16 protein-coding genes and 1 tRNA gene are annotated in these 17,425 nt (G+C 73.0%); 6 read left to right on the forward strand and 11 right to left on the reverse strand.

Going from position 1 to position 17,425, the window contains the following annotated elements:
* Nucleotides 1-168: 168 nt before the first annotated feature.
* From mshC to ACZ6C1_RS24650, 4 genes are all read right to left on the reverse strand, one after another.
* Nucleotides 169-1,398, reverse strand: a complete 1,230-nt coding sequence (mshC, locus tag ACZ6C1_RS24635) for a cysteine--1-D-myo-inosityl 2-amino-2-deoxy-alpha-D-glucopyranoside ligase (RefSeq protein ID WP_469243286.1) — start codon at nt 1,396-1,398, stop codon at nt 169-171.
* 102 nt (nt 1,399-1,500) lie between these two features.
* Nucleotides 1,501-2,328 (reverse strand): SCO1664 family protein, encoded by an 828-nt coding sequence (locus ACZ6C1_RS24640; RefSeq protein ID WP_469243287.1) that lies wholly within the window; start codon nt 2,326-2,328, stop codon nt 1,501-1,503.
* Nucleotides 2,292-2,882: a DUF3090 domain-containing protein gene (locus ACZ6C1_RS24645; RefSeq protein WP_351825416.1), complete on the reverse strand. Its 591-nt coding sequence runs from the start codon at nt 2,880-2,882 to the stop codon at nt 2,292-2,294. Before ACZ6C1_RS24645 ends, ACZ6C1_RS24640 begins: the two co-directional genes overlap by 37 nt.
* A gap of 64 nt (nt 2,883-2,946) precedes the next feature.
* Nucleotides 2,947-3,633, reverse strand: coding sequence for a histidine phosphatase family protein (locus ACZ6C1_RS24650; RefSeq protein WP_469243288.1), 687 nt, complete (start codon nt 3,631-3,633; stop codon nt 2,947-2,949).
* A gap of 218 nt (nt 3,634-3,851) precedes the next feature.
* Here ACZ6C1_RS24650 and corA point away from each other — a divergent pair, with 218 nt between their 5' ends.
* On the forward strand, nt 3,852-4,850 hold the full coding sequence (gene corA / locus ACZ6C1_RS24655) for a magnesium/cobalt transporter CorA (protein WP_469243507.1): 999 nt from the start codon (nt 3,852-3,854) through the stop codon (nt 4,848-4,850).
* A 19-nt stretch (nt 4,851-4,869) separates the two neighbouring features.
* On the opposite strand, the gene ACZ6C1_RS24660 is transcribed toward corA, so the two are convergent.
* Both ACZ6C1_RS24660 and ACZ6C1_RS24665 read right to left on the reverse strand, forming a co-directional pair.
* Nucleotides 4,870-5,655, reverse strand: a complete 786-nt coding sequence (locus ACZ6C1_RS24660) for a ferritin-like domain-containing protein (protein WP_469243289.1) — start codon at nt 5,653-5,655, stop codon at nt 4,870-4,872.
* 267 nt (nt 5,656-5,922) lie between these two features.
* The gene (locus tag ACZ6C1_RS24665; RefSeq protein ID WP_469243290.1) at nt 5,923-6,975 is read right to left on the reverse strand and encodes an LLM class F420-dependent oxidoreductase; all 1,053 of its coding nucleotides are present in this window, start codon (nt 6,973-6,975) and stop codon (nt 5,923-5,925) included.
* Between the two features lie 165 nt (nt 6,976-7,140).
* Between ACZ6C1_RS24665 and ACZ6C1_RS24670 the strand changes: the two genes are divergently transcribed.
* Together ACZ6C1_RS24670 and ACZ6C1_RS24675 are read left to right on the forward strand one after the other, a co-directional pair.
* The gene (locus ACZ6C1_RS24670) at nt 7,141-8,124 is read left to right on the forward strand and encodes an aldo/keto reductase (RefSeq protein ID WP_469243291.1); all 984 of its coding nucleotides are present in this window, start codon (nt 7,141-7,143) and stop codon (nt 8,122-8,124) included.
* Nucleotides 8,121-10,472: a helix-hairpin-helix domain-containing protein gene (locus tag ACZ6C1_RS24675; protein ID WP_469243292.1), complete on the forward strand. Its 2,352-nt coding sequence runs from the start codon at nt 8,121-8,123 to the stop codon at nt 10,470-10,472. The genes ACZ6C1_RS24670 and ACZ6C1_RS24675 overlap by 4 nt, the downstream gene beginning before the upstream one ends.
* Before the next feature lie 525 nt (nt 10,473-10,997).
* Here the strand turns inward: ACZ6C1_RS24675 and ACZ6C1_RS24680 are convergent.
* Nucleotides 10,998-11,657 (reverse strand): hypothetical protein, encoded by a 660-nt coding sequence (locus ACZ6C1_RS24680; protein ID WP_469243293.1) that lies wholly within the window; start codon nt 11,655-11,657, stop codon nt 10,998-11,000.
* Nucleotides 11,658-11,704: 47 nt separating this feature from the next.
* Between ACZ6C1_RS24680 and ACZ6C1_RS24685 the strand changes: the two genes are divergently transcribed.
* Entirely contained in the window at nt 11,705-11,893 is a 189-nt protein-coding gene (locus tag ACZ6C1_RS24685) for a DUF5703 family protein (RefSeq protein WP_071283078.1), read from the forward strand.
* A gap of 70 nt (nt 11,894-11,963) precedes the next feature.
* On the opposite strand, the gene ACZ6C1_RS24690 is transcribed toward ACZ6C1_RS24685, so the two are convergent.
* The 3 genes from ACZ6C1_RS24690 to ACZ6C1_RS24700 all read right to left on the reverse strand — a co-directional run bounded on the left by ACZ6C1_RS24690 (nt 11,964) and on the right by ACZ6C1_RS24700 (nt 14,666).
* Nucleotides 11,964-12,773, reverse strand: a complete 810-nt coding sequence (locus tag ACZ6C1_RS24690; protein ID WP_469243294.1) for a chaplin — start codon at nt 12,771-12,773, stop codon at nt 11,964-11,966.
* A gap of 139 nt (nt 12,774-12,912) precedes the next feature.
* Nucleotides 12,913-13,146, reverse strand: a complete 234-nt coding sequence (locus ACZ6C1_RS24695; RefSeq protein ID WP_469243295.1) for a chaplin — start codon at nt 13,144-13,146, stop codon at nt 12,913-12,915.
* A 188-nt stretch (nt 13,147-13,334) separates the two neighbouring features.
* Nucleotides 13,335-14,666 carry a M20/M25/M40 family metallo-hydrolase gene (locus tag ACZ6C1_RS24700; protein ID WP_469243296.1) on the reverse strand — a complete coding sequence of 444 codons (1,332 nt, stop codon included), beginning with the start codon at nt 14,664-14,666 and terminating at the stop codon, nt 13,335-13,337.
* A 142-nt stretch (nt 14,667-14,808) separates the two neighbouring features.
* Here ACZ6C1_RS24700 and ACZ6C1_RS24705 point away from each other — a divergent pair.
* Nucleotides 14,809-14,893, forward strand: a tRNA-Leu gene (locus ACZ6C1_RS24705).
* 78 nt (nt 14,894-14,971) lie between these two features.
* Nucleotides 14,972-16,210, forward strand: coding sequence for an ROK family protein (locus tag ACZ6C1_RS24710; protein WP_469243297.1), 1,239 nt, complete (start codon nt 14,972-14,974; stop codon nt 16,208-16,210).
* Nucleotides 16,211-16,249: 39 nt separating this feature from the next.
* Here ACZ6C1_RS24710 and xylA read toward each other — a convergent pair whose 3' ends face one another.
* The gene (gene xylA / locus ACZ6C1_RS24715) at nt 16,250-17,419 is read right to left on the reverse strand and encodes a xylose isomerase (protein WP_469243298.1); all 1,170 of its coding nucleotides are present in this window, start codon (nt 17,417-17,419) and stop codon (nt 16,250-16,252) included.
* Nucleotides 17,420-17,425 lie beyond the last annotated feature (6 nt).

Consider the following 17,425-nt stretch of genomic DNA (forward strand, 5'->3'; position numbering starts at 1 on the left):
CAACCGGCCCTTTGCCCTCTCTCCTCCCCTCGTACCCCGTTCTCCCCGGGCCGCTGGCGACGCCTCAGGGGGGGGGGGGGAGGGGGGAGGGGGGGGGGGGGGGGGGGGGCCCCCCCCCCCCCCCCGCCGTCGTCCGTCGTCAGCGGACCGATGCCGTGGGGCGCGGCCCTACAGCGCCACGCCCAGCAGGGCGTCGACCGTCCGGGAGACGAGGCCCGGCGCACCCTCGTCCGTGCCGCCCTCCGCCTGCTGGCGGGCGACCCAGCCGTCCACGGCCGCGAGGGCGGCCGGGGCGTCCAGGTCGTCGGCGAGCGCCTCGCGCACCGCGTCGACCAGCGCGTCGGCCGACGGCCCGTCGGGGCGGGAGACCGCGGCACGCCAGCGGCCGAGCCGCTCCTCGGCTTCCTGGAGGACCTCGTCGGTCCACTCCCAGTCGGCGCGGTAGTGGTGGGACAGCAGGGCGAGCCGGATGGCGGCCGGGTCGACCCCCCGGCGGCGCAGCGCGGAGACGAAGACCAGGTTGCCCTTGGACTTGGACATCTTCTCGCCGTGCAGGGCGACCATCCCGGCGTGCACGTACGCCTTGGCGAAGGGGTACTCACCGGTCAGCGCCTGGGCGTGCGAGGCGCCCATCTCGTGGTGCGGGAAGACCAGGTCGGAACCCCCGCCCTGGACGTCGAAGCCCATGCCGAGGTGGTCCAGGGCGATGGCCACGCACTCGATGTGCCAGCCGGGGCGTCCGGGGCCCAGGGTGCCGCCGTCCCAGCTGGGCTCGCCCTCGCGGGCGGCCATCCACAGCATCGGGTCGAGCGGGTTCTTCTTGCCCGGACGGTCCGGGTCGCCGCCGCGCTCGGCGGACAGGGCCCGCATGAACTCGGCGTCGTAGTGCGAGACCTCGCCGAAGTGCGGGTCGGCCTCGACGGAGAAGTAGACGTCGCCCTCGAGTTCGTACGCGGCACCCGCGTCCCGGAGCCGCTCGATGAGCGGCACGATGCCCGGTATCGCCTCGACGGCACCGATGTAGTGCTGCGGCGGGAGCATCCGGAGGGCGGTCATGTCCTCGCGGAACAGGGACGTCTCGCGCTCCGCGAGGCTCTCCCAGTCGATGTTGTCCCGGACGGCCCGCTCCAGGAGCGGATCGTCCACGTCGGTGACGTTCTGGACGTAGTGAACCTGCCGCTTGGTGTCGAGCCACACGCGCTGAACGAGGTCGAACGCGTTGTAGGTCGCCGCGTGACCGATATGGGTCGCGTCGTACGGCGTGATGCCGCAGACGTAGATACGGGCGACGGGGCCGGGGTCGAGGGTCACTCGTCCACCGGTCGCGGTGTCGTGGATCCGGAGGTCGCGGCCCTTGCCGGGCAGGGCGGGGACCTCAGAAGCGGGCCAGGCATGCATGTCACGAGCGTAACCGGACGGGTGTTCCGGATACGAACCGGATGCGGGATCATGACCGGATAGGCACTCTTGCGCGGTCGGCCGGCATATGCAGGGGCCTGCTCAGACCGGCGGCCAGGGGATCGCGGGCCACTGTCCCGAGGGTTCCGGGTGGCGGCCCGAGGAACGCAGGGCGGCGACGCGGCCCCGCAGGGCCGTGACCTCGGCCGGGGTGATCAGCTCGGCCAGACGGGCGGCGAGGGGCCCTCCGGGTGCCAGGGAGGCGTTCAGCCGCGCCAGCGCCTCCAGCGCCTCCTCCGTAAGCGGCTCGCCCGCCCAGCCCCACAGGAGGGTGCGCAGCTTGTCGTCCACGTTGAAGGTGACCCCGTGGTCGATCGCGTACAGCCGGCCGTCGGACGCGGGCAGCAGATGTCCGCCCTTGCGGTCACCGTTGTTGATCACTGCGTCGAGCACGGCGAGCCGCCGCAGCCGTACGTCGTCGGCGTGCACCAGCAGGGCGGTGCGGTCCTCGTCGACCTGCGCGAGGCCGACCGCCTTCCAGCCCTCGCCCGGCTCCTCGTCGTCGACCAGCGCCAGCAGCGAGACGGACGGGTCGTCCTCGATCCACACCTGGACCATGCCCTGGCCGTACGGGCCGTCCCGCAGGACGGTCGGCGGGACCAGGCCCCAGCCGGTCGCCTCGGACACCTCGTACGCCGCGACCTCCCGCTGGGCCAGCGTGCCGTCCGGGAAGTCCCACAGGGGGCGCTCCCCGGCGACGGGCTTGTAGACGCAGTCCGCCTCCTGGCCCTCGTACGCGACGGAACAGAACAGCACCGCGTTGGACGCCTCGCGCACCTGGCCGCGAACCGTCAGCTCGCCCTTGGCGAGCAGGTCGAGCAGGTCCACCGCCGTCAGGCCCCCCGGCGGTATCCGTTCTGGCGCGGGCATACGTGTCCTTCCGGGTCGAGCGGCAGGCTGCACAGCGGGCACGGCGGCCGCCCCGCGTTGACCACGTCGAGGGCGCGCTTGGCGAAGGCCCTCGCCTGGGCACCGGTGAGCCGGACCCGCAGCATCGGCGGGCCGTTCTCCTCGTCCTGGAGCAGCCGCTCCTCGGCCTCGGCGAGGTCCTCCTCGGACTCCACGTCGAGCTCGACCAGCGCCTGCGCCTCGACGATCATGCGCTGTTCCTCGCCGTCCCAGGCCAGCGCCATGGTGCCCACCCGGAACTCCTCCTCGACCGGGGCGTCCAGGGGCGCGGTGTCGGTGACGTCGGAGGGGGCCACGGCCGGTACGGGGGCATTGCCCCCGGTGCGCCGCACCACTTCGTCGAGAAGTTCGTCGATCCGCTCGGCGAGCGCGGCCACCTGGGTCTTCTCCAGGGCGACGCTGGTGACCCGGCCGCCGGCGGAGGCCTGGAGGAAGAACGTACGGCGGCCAGGGAGCCCGACCGTGCCGGCCACGAAGCGCTCCGGTGGGTCATAGAGGAACACCTGACGGGACACGTTCCCTCTCCCTTGCTTCAGTTCGGACGGCGCTGCGGCCCGTCCACCCTACTGTGCGATTCGATCACGGTGCTCCCGCGCCGCCCCCCACCTCGGCCGCCTCGCCGCCGGGCTCCTCGTGGGGGATGAGCCCGCCGAAGTCGCCGGTGTCGCCGAGTCGCAGAAGAGACGGCCTGAGACGGGTGTAACGGATCGCCGTCACGGAACAAGGATCCACATGGATCCGCTGGAAAAGATCGAGATGCATTCCGAGTGCGTCGGCCACGAGCGACTTGATGATGTCGCCGTGCGAGCACATCAGATAGACCGCGTCCTCCCCGTTCTCCGCCTCCACGCGCGCGTTCCACTCGCGCACGGCCTCGACGGCGCGGGCCTGCATGGCGCGCATCGACTCACCGCCGGGGAAGGCGGCGTTGGACGGGTGCCGCTGGACGACCTCCATGAGGGGCTCGTCGGCGAGTTCGGCGAGCTTGCGCCCGGACCAGTCGCCGTAGCGGCACTCACCGATCCGCTCGTCGGTGTGCACCGGCAGTCCGGGGCGGGCGTCCAGCAGCGGCCGGAGGGTCTCCAGGCACCTCTGCAGCGGGCTGGTGACGGCCGCCGCCAACGGCACTCCGGCCAGCCGGCCGGGCAGCGCGGCCGCCTGTGCGGCGCCGCGCTCGTCGAGGGCGACGCCGGGCGTCCAGCCCGCGAGTACGCCTGCGGTGTTGGCGGTCGAGCGTCCGTGCCGTACGAGGATCAACGTGGCCATGCCTGCCAGCCTAGGGCCTGGCGTTCGTGTCGAGCCGGATCGGGGAGCGGGGTCCGGTGCGTGCGGGCGCCAGGCGCGGGAGGGAGCCGCTGCGGAGCACGGGCGGCCGACGACGACGCCGCAGACACGCGCGCCACGCCTCCTCGTGAGCCCTGCGGGATCCGGAAGACAGGCCCTTTGCGGCTCCCTGGGTGCAAGGCGCCGGGGGCCGGGGAAGAATACGCGCCGTGATCGTGGACTGTGCCATCTACCGGGACGGGCACCGCAGTGAGGGCCCGTCCGATTTCTCCGACGCGCTCGAAGCGGCGCGGGCGGCCGACTCGGGCGACGCGTTCCTCTGGATCGGCCTGCACGAGCCGACGGAGGAGGAGTTCGATCACGTCTCGGCGGAGTTCGGCCTGCACCCGCTGGCCGTGGAGGACGCCCTCAAGGCGCACCAGCGGCCCAAGCTGGAGGTGTACGACGACTCGCTGTTCATGGTGCTCAAGCCGGTCGTCTACGAGCCGGAGAGCGACACGGTCAGCACCGGCGAGCTGATGGTGTTCGTGGGCGACTCGTTCGTGGTGACGGTCCGGCACGGCGAGGGGGCGCCGTTGACGGCCGTGCGCAAGCGGCTGGAGGCGGAGCCGGAGGTGCTCAGGCACGGGCCGACGTCGGTGCTGTACGCGATCAGCGACGCGGTCGTCGACCACTACATCGAGGTGGCCGGCGAGCTCCAGGTCGACCTGGAGGAGATGGAGACGGAGGTGTTCCAGCCGGCGGGCGGGGACGCCAAGAACACGGCGTCCCGGATCTACACGTTCAAACGCCAGGTGCTGGAGTTCCGCCGGGCCACCGGTCCGCTGGCGGCGCCGATGGCCCGGCTCGCGGGCGCGGGCGTGCCCTTCGTCAGTGAGCACGCCCAGCCCTTCTTCCGGGACGTCAGCGACCACCTGACCCGCGCCACGGAGCAGGTGGAGGGACTCGACCGGCTCCTGTCGGACATCCTGTCGGCCCATCTCGCGCAGATGGGGGTACGGCAGAACGACGACATGCGCAAGATCTCCGCGTGGGCGGCGATGGCCGCGGTGCCCACCATGGTCGCGGGCGTGTACGGCATGAACTTCGACCACATGTGGGAGCTCCACCAGGTGTGGGGCTATCCGGCCGTGATCGTCCTGATGGCCGTGGCGGTCGTCGGCCTGTACCGGCTGTTCAAGCGCCGGGGCTGGCTGTAGGCCGCCGCTCCGACGACGCTCAGAATGCCGGGGCGGGCTCGGCGGGTCCGCCCAGCGGGTTGCGCCGCTCCGGCATCCTGAGGTCGACCATGCGCCGCCAGCCGCCTGCCCTCTCGTACGCGTACATGCTCCGGATGCCCAGGGACAGGGCCGTCCTCTTGACGCCCGGCCACTTCAGGATGCGGCCCATGTGGTCCATGACGGCGAGGCTGACGTCGCGGTAGACGGCGATCTCGGCCATGGCGCACTCGCGCAGGGTGCGCTGGATCGCGCGGCCGTGTCCGGAGTACGCGAGGCCCAGGAGTTCCTCGTGACAGTACGCGAGGTGGTTGTCCTCGTCGTTGCAGATCTGCCGGATGGCCTTGCCCACTTCGGGGTGGTCGCCGAAGTGCTTGACGAGCATGTCCATCTGGTCGGCGGCGCGCTGTTCGGTGACCCTGCTGTGCGACAGGTAGACGAGGATGTCCTCCTCCGTCAGCGGCTGGTCGCGGCGGAGCTTCTCGTGGGCCAGGCCGATGCCGCGCTGTTCCAGCAGCATCGTGTAGTCGGTCTCGGGAGGCACGGCGACCGGTTCCAGGCCCCGCTTCTTGAGCAGGGCGTTGAAGATCCGGCCGTGCTTGTCCTCGTCGGCACCGTGCCGGGTGACCTTGGGGGCGAGGTCACGCATGCTCTCGGGGAGGAGTGCGGCGATACGGGCGTTCTCCCAGCCGCCCTGCGCCTCCCCGCTGGCCGCGATGGAACAGAACAGCTGGTAGGAGTCGTCATTGTCGACGATCTCCTGGAACAGGCTTCGGGCCGACAGCATCAGTGCCACCTCCATACGCGCGTCTGCGCACTTCCGCGAAGTTCCGCAAAGAACGAGTCAAATGCCGCATGGAGGGTGTGGCAACAGCATGGGGGCGGAAGTCCGCCGGATGGCGGACCAGCGGGGGTACGGGGAGAGGAAGAGCGCCTCCGTACACCCCGCTTGCGCCGGGGGAGTAACCCCCGGGGGGCGTGGCGCGTTGTGCAGCGTGACGGCCGTGGCGGGGATGACCCCGAGCCCCCACCACGGCCGCAGGCTTGTCCGGGTCTAGTCGACCAGGCCCGCCCGCTCCAGGGCCTCGGTGCCCGCCCGCAGCGCCGCGATCCGCTCGTCGAGCGTGAAGCCGGCCGGGGCGAGGGTGAGGGTGGTGACACCGGCCGCCGCGTACGCCTGCATCCGGTCGGCGATCCGCTCCACGGAGCCGAGCAGCGTCGTCTGGTCGATCAGCCGGTGCGGGACGGCGGCCGCGGCGCCGGTCTTGTCGCCGGAGAGGTACTTGTCCTGGATCTCGGCGGCTTCCTTCTCGTACCCCATGCGCTGGGCGAGCTGGTTGTAGAAGTTCTGCTTGCGGCTGCCCATGCCGCCGACGTACAGCGCGGTGTACGGGCGGAACATGTCGGCGAGGCCGTTGACGTCGTCGCCGACGGCCAGCGGGAGGGTCGGGCACACGTCGAAGCCGTCCATGGTCAGGCCCGCCTTCTCGCGTCCGGCGCGGAGGTACCGGATCGCGGTCTCCTCCAGGTGCTCGGCGGACGGAAAGATCAGCAGGGCGCCGTCGGCGATCTCGCCGGTCTGCTCCAGGTTCTTGGGGCCGATGGCCGCGATGTAGAGCGGGATGTGCTCGCGCTCGGGGTGGACGGTGAGCTTGATCGGCTTGCCGGGGCCGCCGGGGAGCGGGAGGGTCCAGTGCTCGCCCTCGTGGGTCAGCCGCTCGCGGGCCATGGCCTTGCGCACGATCTCGACGTACTCACGGGTGCGGGCCAGCGGTTTGTCGAACTTGACGCCGTACCAGCCCTCGGAGACCTGCGGGCCGGATACGCCGAGGCCGAGGCGGAAGCGCCCGCCGGAGAGCGAGTCGAGAGTGGCCGCCGTCATGGCCGTCATGGTGGGCTGGCGGGCCGGGATCTGCATGATCGCGGAGCCGACGTCGATGTTCTCGGTCTGGGCGGCGACCCAGGCGAGGACCGTCGGGGCGTCGGAGCCGTACGCCTCGGCCGCCCAGCAGACGTCATAGCCGAGGCGGTCCGCCTCCTGGGCGACGGCGAGGTTGTCGCCGTCCATGCCCGCGCCCCAGTAGCCGAGGTTGATGCCGAGCCGCATAGCCGGTCCCCTTACTCGTCGACTCATTTACCGATCAGTAACGATCTGCGTCGGGACTCTAGCGCGCGGATCCGCGCCCCGTCAGGAGGGGGACGGGTCCGCGACCGGCACAAGGTTGTCCACAGGCTCTCTCCGCGTGGGCCTCTGGCCAGTAATCTCGCGGCCATGGAGCAGAGGCATCTCGGCCGTACCGGCCTTCGTGTGTCCCGGATCGGCCTCGGCACCCTCACCTGGGGGCGGGACACCGACGAGCACGACGCCGCGGACCAGCTCAAGGCGTTCTGGGAGGCGGGCGGGACGCTGATCGACACGGCGGACGTGTACGGCGGCGGCGAGGCCGAGTACCTGCTCGGGCAGCTCGTGGAGCGGCTGGTGCCCAGGCGTGATCTGGTGATCGCGACGAAGGCCGGCAGCGTGCCCGACCCGGACCGGCGGTTCGACGGGTCGCGCGGGCACCTGCTCGCGGCGCTGGACGCGTCGCTGGCCCGGCTGGGAACGGACTACGTGGACCTGTGGCAGGTGCACGCCTTCGATCCCGAGACACCGCTGGAGGAGACGCTCCAGGCCCTGGACATCGCGGTCAGCAGCGGCCGGGCGCGGTACGTGGGCGTGTCGAACTTCTGCGGCTGGCAGTTGGCGAAGGCCGCGACGTGGCAGCTGGCGCCGGGCGTGGCGCGGGCGCGGCTGGCGAGCACGCAGATGGAGTACTCGCTGCTCCAGCGGGGCGTGGAGCGGGAGGTGCTGCCCGCCGCCCTGGACCTGGGCGTCGGGCTGCTGCCGTCGTCGCCGCTGGGGCGGGGGGTGCTGACGGGCAAGTACCGGCACGCCACGCCGTCCGATTCACGGGGTGCCTCGGACCGGCTGGCGCCGTTCGTGGAACCGTACCTGGACGACTCGGCGACGCGGATCGTGGACGCGGTGATCACGGCGGCGGACGGGCTGGCGGCCACTCCGCTGCAGGTGGCACTGGCTTGGGTGCGGGACCGGCCGGGCGTGGTGGCCCCGGTCGTGGGCGCGCGCAACGCGCAGCAGCTCGCGGCGGCGTTGTCAGTGGAGACCCTTAGTCTTCCTGACGAGATCCGCCGGGCGCTCGACGATGTGTCGGCGCCCGTGCACCGCTATCCCGATCAGGACTGGAGCACGCTGTGACCGCGCTTCCCCGGGGGGCAACCCCCGGCCCCTCGGCCGACGACCAGGACTCCGCCGCATCCGCCGCCGGACCCGCCGCCGCGGAAGGCGCGGAGCCGGCCGGTCCCTCCGCCGTCCCGGCACCGCCGGAGGGGGCCGACGGGGACGATGACACGGATGTGCCCGAGGAGGGCGGCGTCTTCGAGGAAGGCCCCGGGGCGGGTTCCGAGGCGGAGGGCGAGTCCGAGGCAGGGGGCGAGTCCGAGGTGGCGGACGGGCAGGGCGGCGTGCCCGAGGGGGAGGGCTCCGCGGCGGGGGGCGAGTCCGACGCGGCGGCCGAGGAGGGCGGCGTCTCCGAGGCGGAGGGCTCCGCGGCGGGGGGCGAGTCCGAGGCAGGCGGCGTCTCCGAGGCGGCGGCGGAGCTGGCGGCGCAGCGGGAACTGCGGGCGCGGATCGAGCAGCGCAAGGCCGAGAAGGGCCCCGTCGAGGCGGGCACCAAGCTGAGCGGCCGGGCTGCCGACCTGCTCGCGGCGGTGCGGGCGGTGGAGAGCGGCAAGGCGCCCGGCACGGCGTTCTTCGACTCCCCGGCGCCCGCGCCGCGGCGGCCCGCGCCGGCGCCCGTCGCACCCACCCGGCCGGTCGCCCCCGCCGGGCCCGTCCGGCCCGCGCCGGTGACGGCGCCGGAGACGGTCACGGCCGTGCGGGCCGTCCTGGTCGAAGGGGGCGCGCCCGAGTCGCTCGGCGCGCGGGTGGCCACCGTGCTCGGGGCGACGGCGGCGGACGTGCTGCGCGAGGACCCCTGGCGGCTGCTGTCGGTGCCGGGCGTCCGGCCCGAGCAGGCCGACGGATTCGCCCGGGCGCTGCTCGGAACGGAGTGCGGTCCCGGGGACGAGCGCCGGACGGTCGCCCTCATCGCGTGGCTGCTCCAGCGGGCGGCCCTCCAGGGCCACACGGCCCTGGAGGCGGCGGCGGTGCGCGCGGCGCTGGCGGAGCGCGCCGTGCCCGAGCCGGACGAGGCGGTGCAGCACGCGATCGCCGAGGGCGCGGTGCTGGTCTTCCACGACGGACTCGACGAGCACGAGGACGGGGACGGGGAGCCGGAACAGGAGCGGGCCGACGACGCGGAGCCGGTACCGGTGCTGCTGGGGCTCGACCGGTACGCGCTCGCGGAGGAGAGCCTCGCCGACGGTCTCGCCCGGCTCGCCAGGACCGGGCCGGACGCCCGCTGGCGGGACGCTCCCCCGACCGATCTGACCCGGGCGGTCGCGGACCACGGGCTCGTCACGCACACGGGCGGCGAGGCGGCGCGGGCCGAGGCGGCCGCCCTGGCCGGGGCCGCACGAGGGCTCGGCCTCCGGGCGGTCGTGGCCACGCACACGGAGAACGGCCGCCGCCGGCTCGGCCCGGACGTGGCCGCGGTCACCGTCACCGGGCTGCTGGCCGGGCAGGGCGGGCCGGGGCGGGACGAGGACGGGGCGCTCGCCCTGGACCTGCTGGTCGTGCTGGACGCTCCTCAGCTGGACGTGGAGACGGCCGCGATGCTGGTGGAGTCGCTTCCGGACGGCTGCCGTCTGGTGCTCAGCGGCGACCCGGGCGTGCTGTGGTCGGCGGGCGCGGGGCGGGTCTTCGCCGATGTGCTGGCGGCGCGGGCGTGCCCGCACATCGCGTCGCGCGTCCCCGACCCCGGGCCGATCGGGGAGCTGGTCTCGGGTATCGGGATCGGTGAGCTGAACCAGGTGGAGGCGCCGGGCAAGGAGGTCGTGATCGTCCCGGTGCGGGACGCGGGTGAGGCGGTGCACCGGACGGTGCAGCTGGTCGCGGACTCGGTGCCCCGCGCGATCGGGGTGCCGGCGGAGCAGACCCAGGTGATCACCGTCGGCCATGGCGGTTCGGCGGGGACGCGGGCCCTCAACGCGGCGCTGAAGCAGCGGCTGAACCCGGGGCCGGGCCGTTTCGGTGGCTTCGACCCGGGCGACCGGGTCGCCCATGCCCCGTCGCCCGGGCGGACCGTGCCGGGCACGGTGCTCTCGGCGGACGCGGACGGGCTGCACCTGGAGTGCGAGGGCGAGCGGGTCGTCGTACCCAAGGACCGGGTCGACACGGCGCTGCGCCACGGCTGGGCGCTGACCGCGCACCAGGCCGTGGGCATGCGCTGGCCGGCGGCGGTCGTCGTTCTTCCCGGCGACGCGGCCGAGGCGCTGGACCGGGCGTGGATCCACACCGCGTTCGGCCGTGGCGAGCGGCACCTCTCGGTGGTGCACGGCGTGGACCAGGCCCTCCCCCGCGCGGTCGCGGAGAGGCTCCCCCAGCCCCGCACGACCCGTCTCCGCGCGCTCCTGGAGGGCCTCCTGGCCACGCAGGACGACTGACCCACAGGACCCGGGCGTCCGGGCCCGGGCGCCCGGCGGACCCGGTGGGTGCTCCCGTCTCCGCCCCGGAGGCGCACCGTCCCCATGAGCCGCTGCCCCGGAGACCCGTGCCGGACCGGACCAGCGGGTCGGACGGCCCACCGGAACCCGAGGCGAGGCGCCCGCAACCGGCCGGGCGGAGGGCCGACGGGCCTTCGGCGCCCGCAACCGGCCGGGCGGAGGACCTCCGGGCCACCGGCCGGGCGGAACGCCACCAGGCCACCCGCGCCCAAGACCAGCCGGGCGTAACGCCACCGGGCCGCCGACGCCCGGGACGCGTACCGGGTCCGGGTCCGGATGCCCCGGGACGGCGTACCGGGTCCGGATGCCCCGGGGGCGGTGTACCCGGGTCCGGTCCGGATGCCCCGGCGCGCGGGACCGGTCCGGTGGCCCCGGCCGGGGCCGAGGCCCCGGCGCGCGGGACGGGGCGCGGCCGGGCCGGGCCGGGCGGGGCAGCCGGTGTCGCCTCCCGACCGGGAGGAAGGGTCAGGCGCCGTCCGGGCCGACGTCCTCCGGGTCGCCGTGGATGTCGTCCTCGTCGAACACCGCGCTCACGTCGAACCGGCAGATCACCCGTCCCGGGTCCGCCTGGTCGAACGGGGTGCTCAGCCACTCCCCCGGTTCCGGGAGCTCGTCGGCGGCGGCCACCCACAGGGTGGAGTCGCCCTCCTCCAGGCCGAACTCCTTGTGCCGCGAAGCGATCTCGTCCGGCTCGAACTCGCCGAACAGCACGCCCAGCGCCGCGTGGACGCTCGCTCCCACCACGGCACCGGTGTCCGCGCCGTCGTCCTCCCGGTCCAGGTCCGCGATGCGCTGCGACTGGGCCAGCAGGCGCTGTGGCTCCACCACCGCGTAGTCGCGGCGGATCAGCACGGTCAGCGCGTTCGGCTCCTCGGGGCCCTCGTAGGGCGGGAGGGAGTCCTCCACGCCGGGGATCTCGAACGGCGTGACCTCGTCGTAGCGGTCGTAGAGCCGCTCGTCGTAGGCCTCGGCCGCGGTGGCGAGGGCGTTGAAGGCGGCATAGACGGCCGGGTCGTCATCACCCGTGCGGTTCTCGACCGCCTCCAGGTGACGGTCCAGTGCGGCTTTGACCGCCTCGGCGGCGGCGCGGACCTCGGCAGCGGTGGGCTGCGCAGCATCAGACATAGTGCAGACGCTATCCGTATGAAGCCTCTGCTTGCACAATAGATGCGATGCCGGAATACGAATTTGTCGACGTGTACGTACCTCGCGGGGTGTCCCGCAAGGAGGCGACCCGTCTGCTGACCGAACACGCCGAGTACGGACACTGGGAGTTGGACCGACTGAGCCTGCACCGGGACGGCAGCCGCCGCGTGCGGCTGCGCCGGCGCATCATCCGTCAGGTGCGCGCCACCTGGTGAGGGCGGCGAGCAGAACGGAGCGGGCCCCGCGATCGCGAGGCCCGCTCCGTCGTATCCGCGGGGGCGGGGGCTACGAGGACTGCCGGGTGCGACGGTAGAGAACCGTGCCCCCGAGCAGCAGGCCCGCGCCCGCCGGGATCAGCATGCCGAGCGGAGCGGCACCGGTCAGCGCCAGCTCGTCCTCCGCCTTCGGCGGGGTGACGGTCTGCGCGCCGGGCTCGTTCGGCTCGATCGGCGAACCGGGCTCGTCCGGGCTGCCCGGCTTGCCCGGCGTCCCCGGCTTGCCGGGCTCGTCCGGCTCATCGGGGGTGCCGGGCTCGTCCGGGTTCCCCGGGTTGCCGGGCTCATCGGGCTCGTCGGGGTTACCGGGCTCGTCCGGGTTCCCGGGGTTACCGGGCTCGTCCGGGTTCCCCGGGTTGCCCGGCTCGTCCGGGTTGCCGGGGTTGCCGGGGTGACCGGGCTTGTGCTGGTGACCGTTGGCGCAGTCGTTGCCGAACGACGGGTTGAGTGCCCCGACGACGTCCACGCTGTTGCCGCAGGCGTTGACCGGCACATTGACCGGGGCCTGGACGTTGTTCCCGGACGCGACGCCCGGGGAATTGGCCGCCGCGCCGCTCGCCTTGGCGCCGTTGGACTCGTTGGCGCACTTGTTCCCGAACGACGGGTTGAGTGCCCCGACGACGTTCACGGTGTTGCCGCACGCGTTCACCGGCACGCTCACCGGTGCCTGGACGTTGTTCCCGGACGCGACGCCCGGGGAATTCGTCGCTGCCCCGTGGGCGTCGGCGCCCGTGTGCGCCTGGGCGAATCCGCCGCCGAGGGCGAGTACGCCGCCCGCGGCCGCCACGATGGTCAGGCCCTTTCGCGTGACCTGTCGCATAGCTGGTTCCCTGCCTTCTAGGCTTCCGGAATACCTGCGGGCACAGCGCCCGGAGGTATGAATGTCCAGCGGCCCCGGAGCGCATGGCGCGCGCTCCGGGGCCGGCCGGGCTCAAACCCCTAGGGGTCGAGGCTCAACGTCAGTCGTTGACGCAGACGTTCCCGAAGGCCGGGTTCAGCAGACCGATGATGTTCACGGTGTTGCCGCAGGCGTTGACCGGGATGTGGATGGGAACCTGAACCACATTGCCCGAAATGACACCGGGGGAGCCCACGGCGGCGCCGTTCGCACCCGCATCGGCAACGGCCATGCCCGCGCCGGCCAGGACCAGCCCACCGGTGGCGGCCGCAACAGCGGCGACCTTCTTGATCATTATTCCTCCTTGTTGGCAATGCGGTCCCAGCCGCGGACCGCATCACCTGTAACGACAGGGAGGTAAGGGAGCTACGACCCGATGACGCCGTTCACCCTTTTCGGTCAGATGTGCACACGCGGGCGATTATTGGAGTTTCGTTTCACCCGACTATTCCAGGTAATCGGGCCGGGAATCGGGCCCGGGCGTCAGCTCGCCCCGATGAAACGGTCCAGCACCCGCACGCCGAATTTCAGGCCCTCCACCGGTACACGCTCGTCCACGCCGTGGAACATGCCGGCGAAGTCCAGCTCCGGCGGGAGCTTGAGCGGCGCGAAGCCGAAGCAGCGGATGCCGAGGTCGTCGAAGGACTTGGCGTCGGTGCCCCCGGAGAGCATGTACGGCACCGCCCGCGCGATCGGGTCCTCCGCCTTGAGCGCGGACTGCATGGCGTCCACCAGGTCCCCGTCGAAGCTGGTCTCCAGCGCCTTGTCGGCGTGCACGTCCTCGCGCCTCACGCGCGGCCCGAGCAGCCGGTCGAGGTCGGCCAGGAACTCCTCCTCGTAGCCCGGCAGGAAACGCCCGTCGACGTGGGCCGTCGCCTGGCCCGGGATGACGTTGACCTTGTAGCCGGCGCCGAGCATGGTCGGGGCGGCCGAGTTGCGGAGGGTGGCGCCGATCATCTTGGCGATGCCGCCGAGCTTGGCCAGGGTGGCGTCCATGTCCTCCGGGTCCAGCGGGGTGCCGAGCGCGTCGGACAGCTCGTCGAGGAAGGACCGCACGGTCTTGGTGACCCTGACCGGCCAGGTGTGCCGGCCGAGCCGTCCCACCGCCTCGCACAGCTCGGTGATGGCGTTGTCGGTGTTGGTCATCGAGCCGTGCCCCGCCGTGCCCTCGACGGTGAGCCGCATCCAGTGCATGCCCTTCTGGGCCGTCTCGACCAGGTAGAGGCGCAGGTTCTCGTTGACGGTGAAGGAGAAGCCGCCCACCTCGCCGATCGCCTCGGTGACGCCCTCGAAGAGGTCGGGGTGCTTGTCCACGAGGTACCGCGCGCCGTACGTGCCACCCGCTTCCTCGTCCGCGAGGAACGCCAGCACGATGTCGCGCGGGGGCTTGCGGCCGCTGCGCAGCCGGTCCCGGACGACCGCGAGGGTCATCGCGTCCATGTCCTTCATGTCGACCGCGCCCCGGCCCCACACGCAGCCGTCCGCGATCTCGCCGGAGAAGGGGTGGTGCGTCCAGTCGTCGGCGTTGGCCGGGACCACGTCGGTGTGGCCGTGGATCAGGAGGGCGGGCCGGGACGGGTCCTCGCCCGCGATCCGCGCCACGGTGGAGGCGCGTCCCTTGTGGGACTCGATGATCTTCGGTTCGAGACCCACCTCGGCGAGCTTCTCGGCGACGTACTCGGCGGCCGCCCGCTCCCCCGGGCCCGAGTGGTCGCCGTAGTTGCTGGTGTCGATCCGGATGAGGTCGCGGCAGAGGTCGGTGACCTCGTCCTCGCCCCTGACGGTGGCGGTTCGCGCCGTGCTCGACTCGCTCACGCTGGTTCCTCCCGCGTCGCTGCTGCTGGGTCCTCTCATCCTGCCCCCTCCCCCGGCGCACGTGGGGGCGTGATCGGGCCCTCCCAATGTTTGCTATGGTTTTCCACGTCGGAACGGCCACGGGCCGCGAGACAGACACCTTGTCCGGGTGGCGGAATGGCAGACGCGCTAGCTTGAGGTGCTAGTGCCCTTTATCGGGCGTGGGGGTTCAAGTCCCCCCTCGGACACAGCGAGAAGCGCGGGTTCGGTCGGCAGACCGGGCCCGCGCTTCGGCGTATCCCGCTTCACATAGGCTCGGCCGCACCATGAAGAACACTCTCGATCCGCTGGAGCCCAAGGCCGACAAGGACACCGTGCGACGGCACAACCTCAGCCTGGTGCTGCGGGCCGTGCACGACGAGGGCGAGGCGACCCGGGCGGCGGTCGCGGCGCGGGTGGGGCTGACGCGGGCGGCGGTGTCGTCGCTGGTCGAACAGTTGCTGGCGGGCGGGTTCCTCACCGAGCAGGGCAAGACCTTCAGCGGGCAGGCGGGACGGCCGGGGACCGCGCTGCGGGTGGCCCGCACGGGGCCGGCCGGGCTCGGCGTCGAGATCAATGTCGATTACGTCTCGGTCTGCGTGGTCGATCTGGCCGGAACCGACCGGGTGCGGCTCACCGAGCACGTCGACAACCGGGGCGGGACGCCCGGCGAGGTGCTGGAGCGGGCCGCGCGGATCGCGGCGCGGACCCTCGGGTCGGCCGCGGAGCAGGAGCTCCGTCCGGTGGGCGCTCGGCTCGCGCTGCCCGGGCTGGTGTCCGGCGGCACCGTGCGTCAGGCGCCGAACCTCGGCTGGAACCAGGTGGCCGCGGAAGAAGTGTTCGGGCGGGCGCTGAGCGGGACCCTCGCTGGGGGGCGGGTGCTGCCGGTCGGCTCGGACAACGAGGCCGACGCAGCGGCGCTGGCCGAGCTGTGGTTCGGCGGGCCGGAGCGGGTGCGCAGCTTCCTGTACCTGACGGGCGAGATCGGGGTGGGCGGCGCGATCGTCGTGGACGGTGAGCTGCTGCGCGGGGCGCACGGGTTCGCCGGGGAGATCGGGCACATGGTGGCCGACGCGGAGGGCCCGGAGTGCCGGTGCGGTTCCCGCGGGTGCCTGGAGCAGTACGCCGGGCAGGCGGCGCTGCTGCGGGGCGCGGGCCTCGACGAGGCGGCGGGGCTGCCCGGTGTGGCGGAGCTGGAACGGCGCGCCCGCGCGGGGGACGCCCGGACGCTGGCGGCCCTGGAGCGGGCCGGGCGGATGCTGGGGCTGGTGGTGTCCGGGGCGGTGAACCTGCTGGACCCGGAGGCGGTGGTGCTGGGCGGGATCTACCGGCCGCTGATGCCGTGGCTGGGCCCGGCGGCGGACCGTGAGCTGACCCGTCGGGTGGTGTCGGGGCTGTGGCCGGCGGGGAGCGGACGGCTGCGGGCCTCGTCCTCCTCCGGTGACGCGGCGCGGGGCGCGGCGGCGCGGGTGGTCCGTGACGTGGTCGCCGACCCGGCGGGGTACGCGGTGTGCGCGGGCCGGTGACCTGTCCGGGGGCTCGCCGCCCTTGCCCCGGGCGCGGGTTCAGCGGGTGGCGAGGAGGTGGTCCAGGGCAAGCTGGTCGAGGCGTTCGAAGGACATGGAGCGGGCGGCCGCGGCCTCGGGATCGAAGGTGTCGTAGGCGGTGGGGTCCGCGAGGAGGGCGGTGAGGCCGTCCTCGGCGGTGGGGCGGGCGAGGCCGGGGAGCCGGGAGGCCGCGAGGGCCTCCTGGACCTCCGGGTCGGCGCGGAAGGCGGCGGTGCGCTCCTTGAGGATCAGGTAGTTGCGCATGCAGTTCTTCGCGGACTCCCAGACACCGTCGGAACCGTCGGTGCGCACCGGCTTGAAGTCGAAGTGGCGGGGTCCCTCGTAGCCCGCGCTCTCCAGCAGGTCGACCAGCCAGAAGGCCTGACGGAGGTCGCCCGCGCCGAAGCGGAGGTCCTGGTCGTACTTGATGCCGGACTGGCCGTTGAGGTCGATGTGGAAGAGCTTGCCCGCCCACAGGGCCTGGGCGATGCCGTGCGGGAAGTTCAGCCCGGCCATCTGTTCGTGGCCGACCTCCGGGTTCACGCCGACGAGTTCGGGGCGCTCCAGGCGTTCGATGAAGGCCAGGGCGTGGCCGATGGTCGGCAGGAGGATGTCGCCGCGGGGCTCGTTGGGCTTGGGCTCGATGGCGAAGCGGAGGTCGTAGTCCTGGCCGGTGACGTACTCGCCCAGGAGGTCGAAGGCTTCCTTCATGCGGTCCAGGGCCGCCCGCACGTCCTTCGCCGCGCCCGACTCGGCGCCCTCGCGGCCGCCCCACGCGACGTACACCTTCGCGCCCAGCTCGACGGCCAGGTCGATGTTGCGGATCGTCTTGCGCAGCGCGTAGCGGCGGACGTCACGGTCGTTGGCGGTGAAGGCGCCGTCCTTGAAGACCGGGTGGGTGAAGAGGTTGGTGGTGGCCATCGGCACCTTCATGCCGGTGCGGTCCAGGGCGTCCCGGAACCGCTTGACGGCCGCCTCGCGCTCGGCGTCGGAGGAGCCGAAGGGGATCAGGTCGTCGTCGTGGAACGTCACGCCGTACGCGCCGAGGCCGGCCAGACGCTCGACCGATTCGACGGGGTCGAGGGCGGGGCGGGTCGCGGTGCCGAAGGGGTCCACCCCCTGCCAGCCCACGGTCCACAGCCCGAACGTGAACCTGTCCTCTGGGGTGGGAATGAAGCGTTCCGACATGTTCCG

It is taken from the genome of Streptomyces sp. NPDC041796 (genome assembly GCF_055590785.1).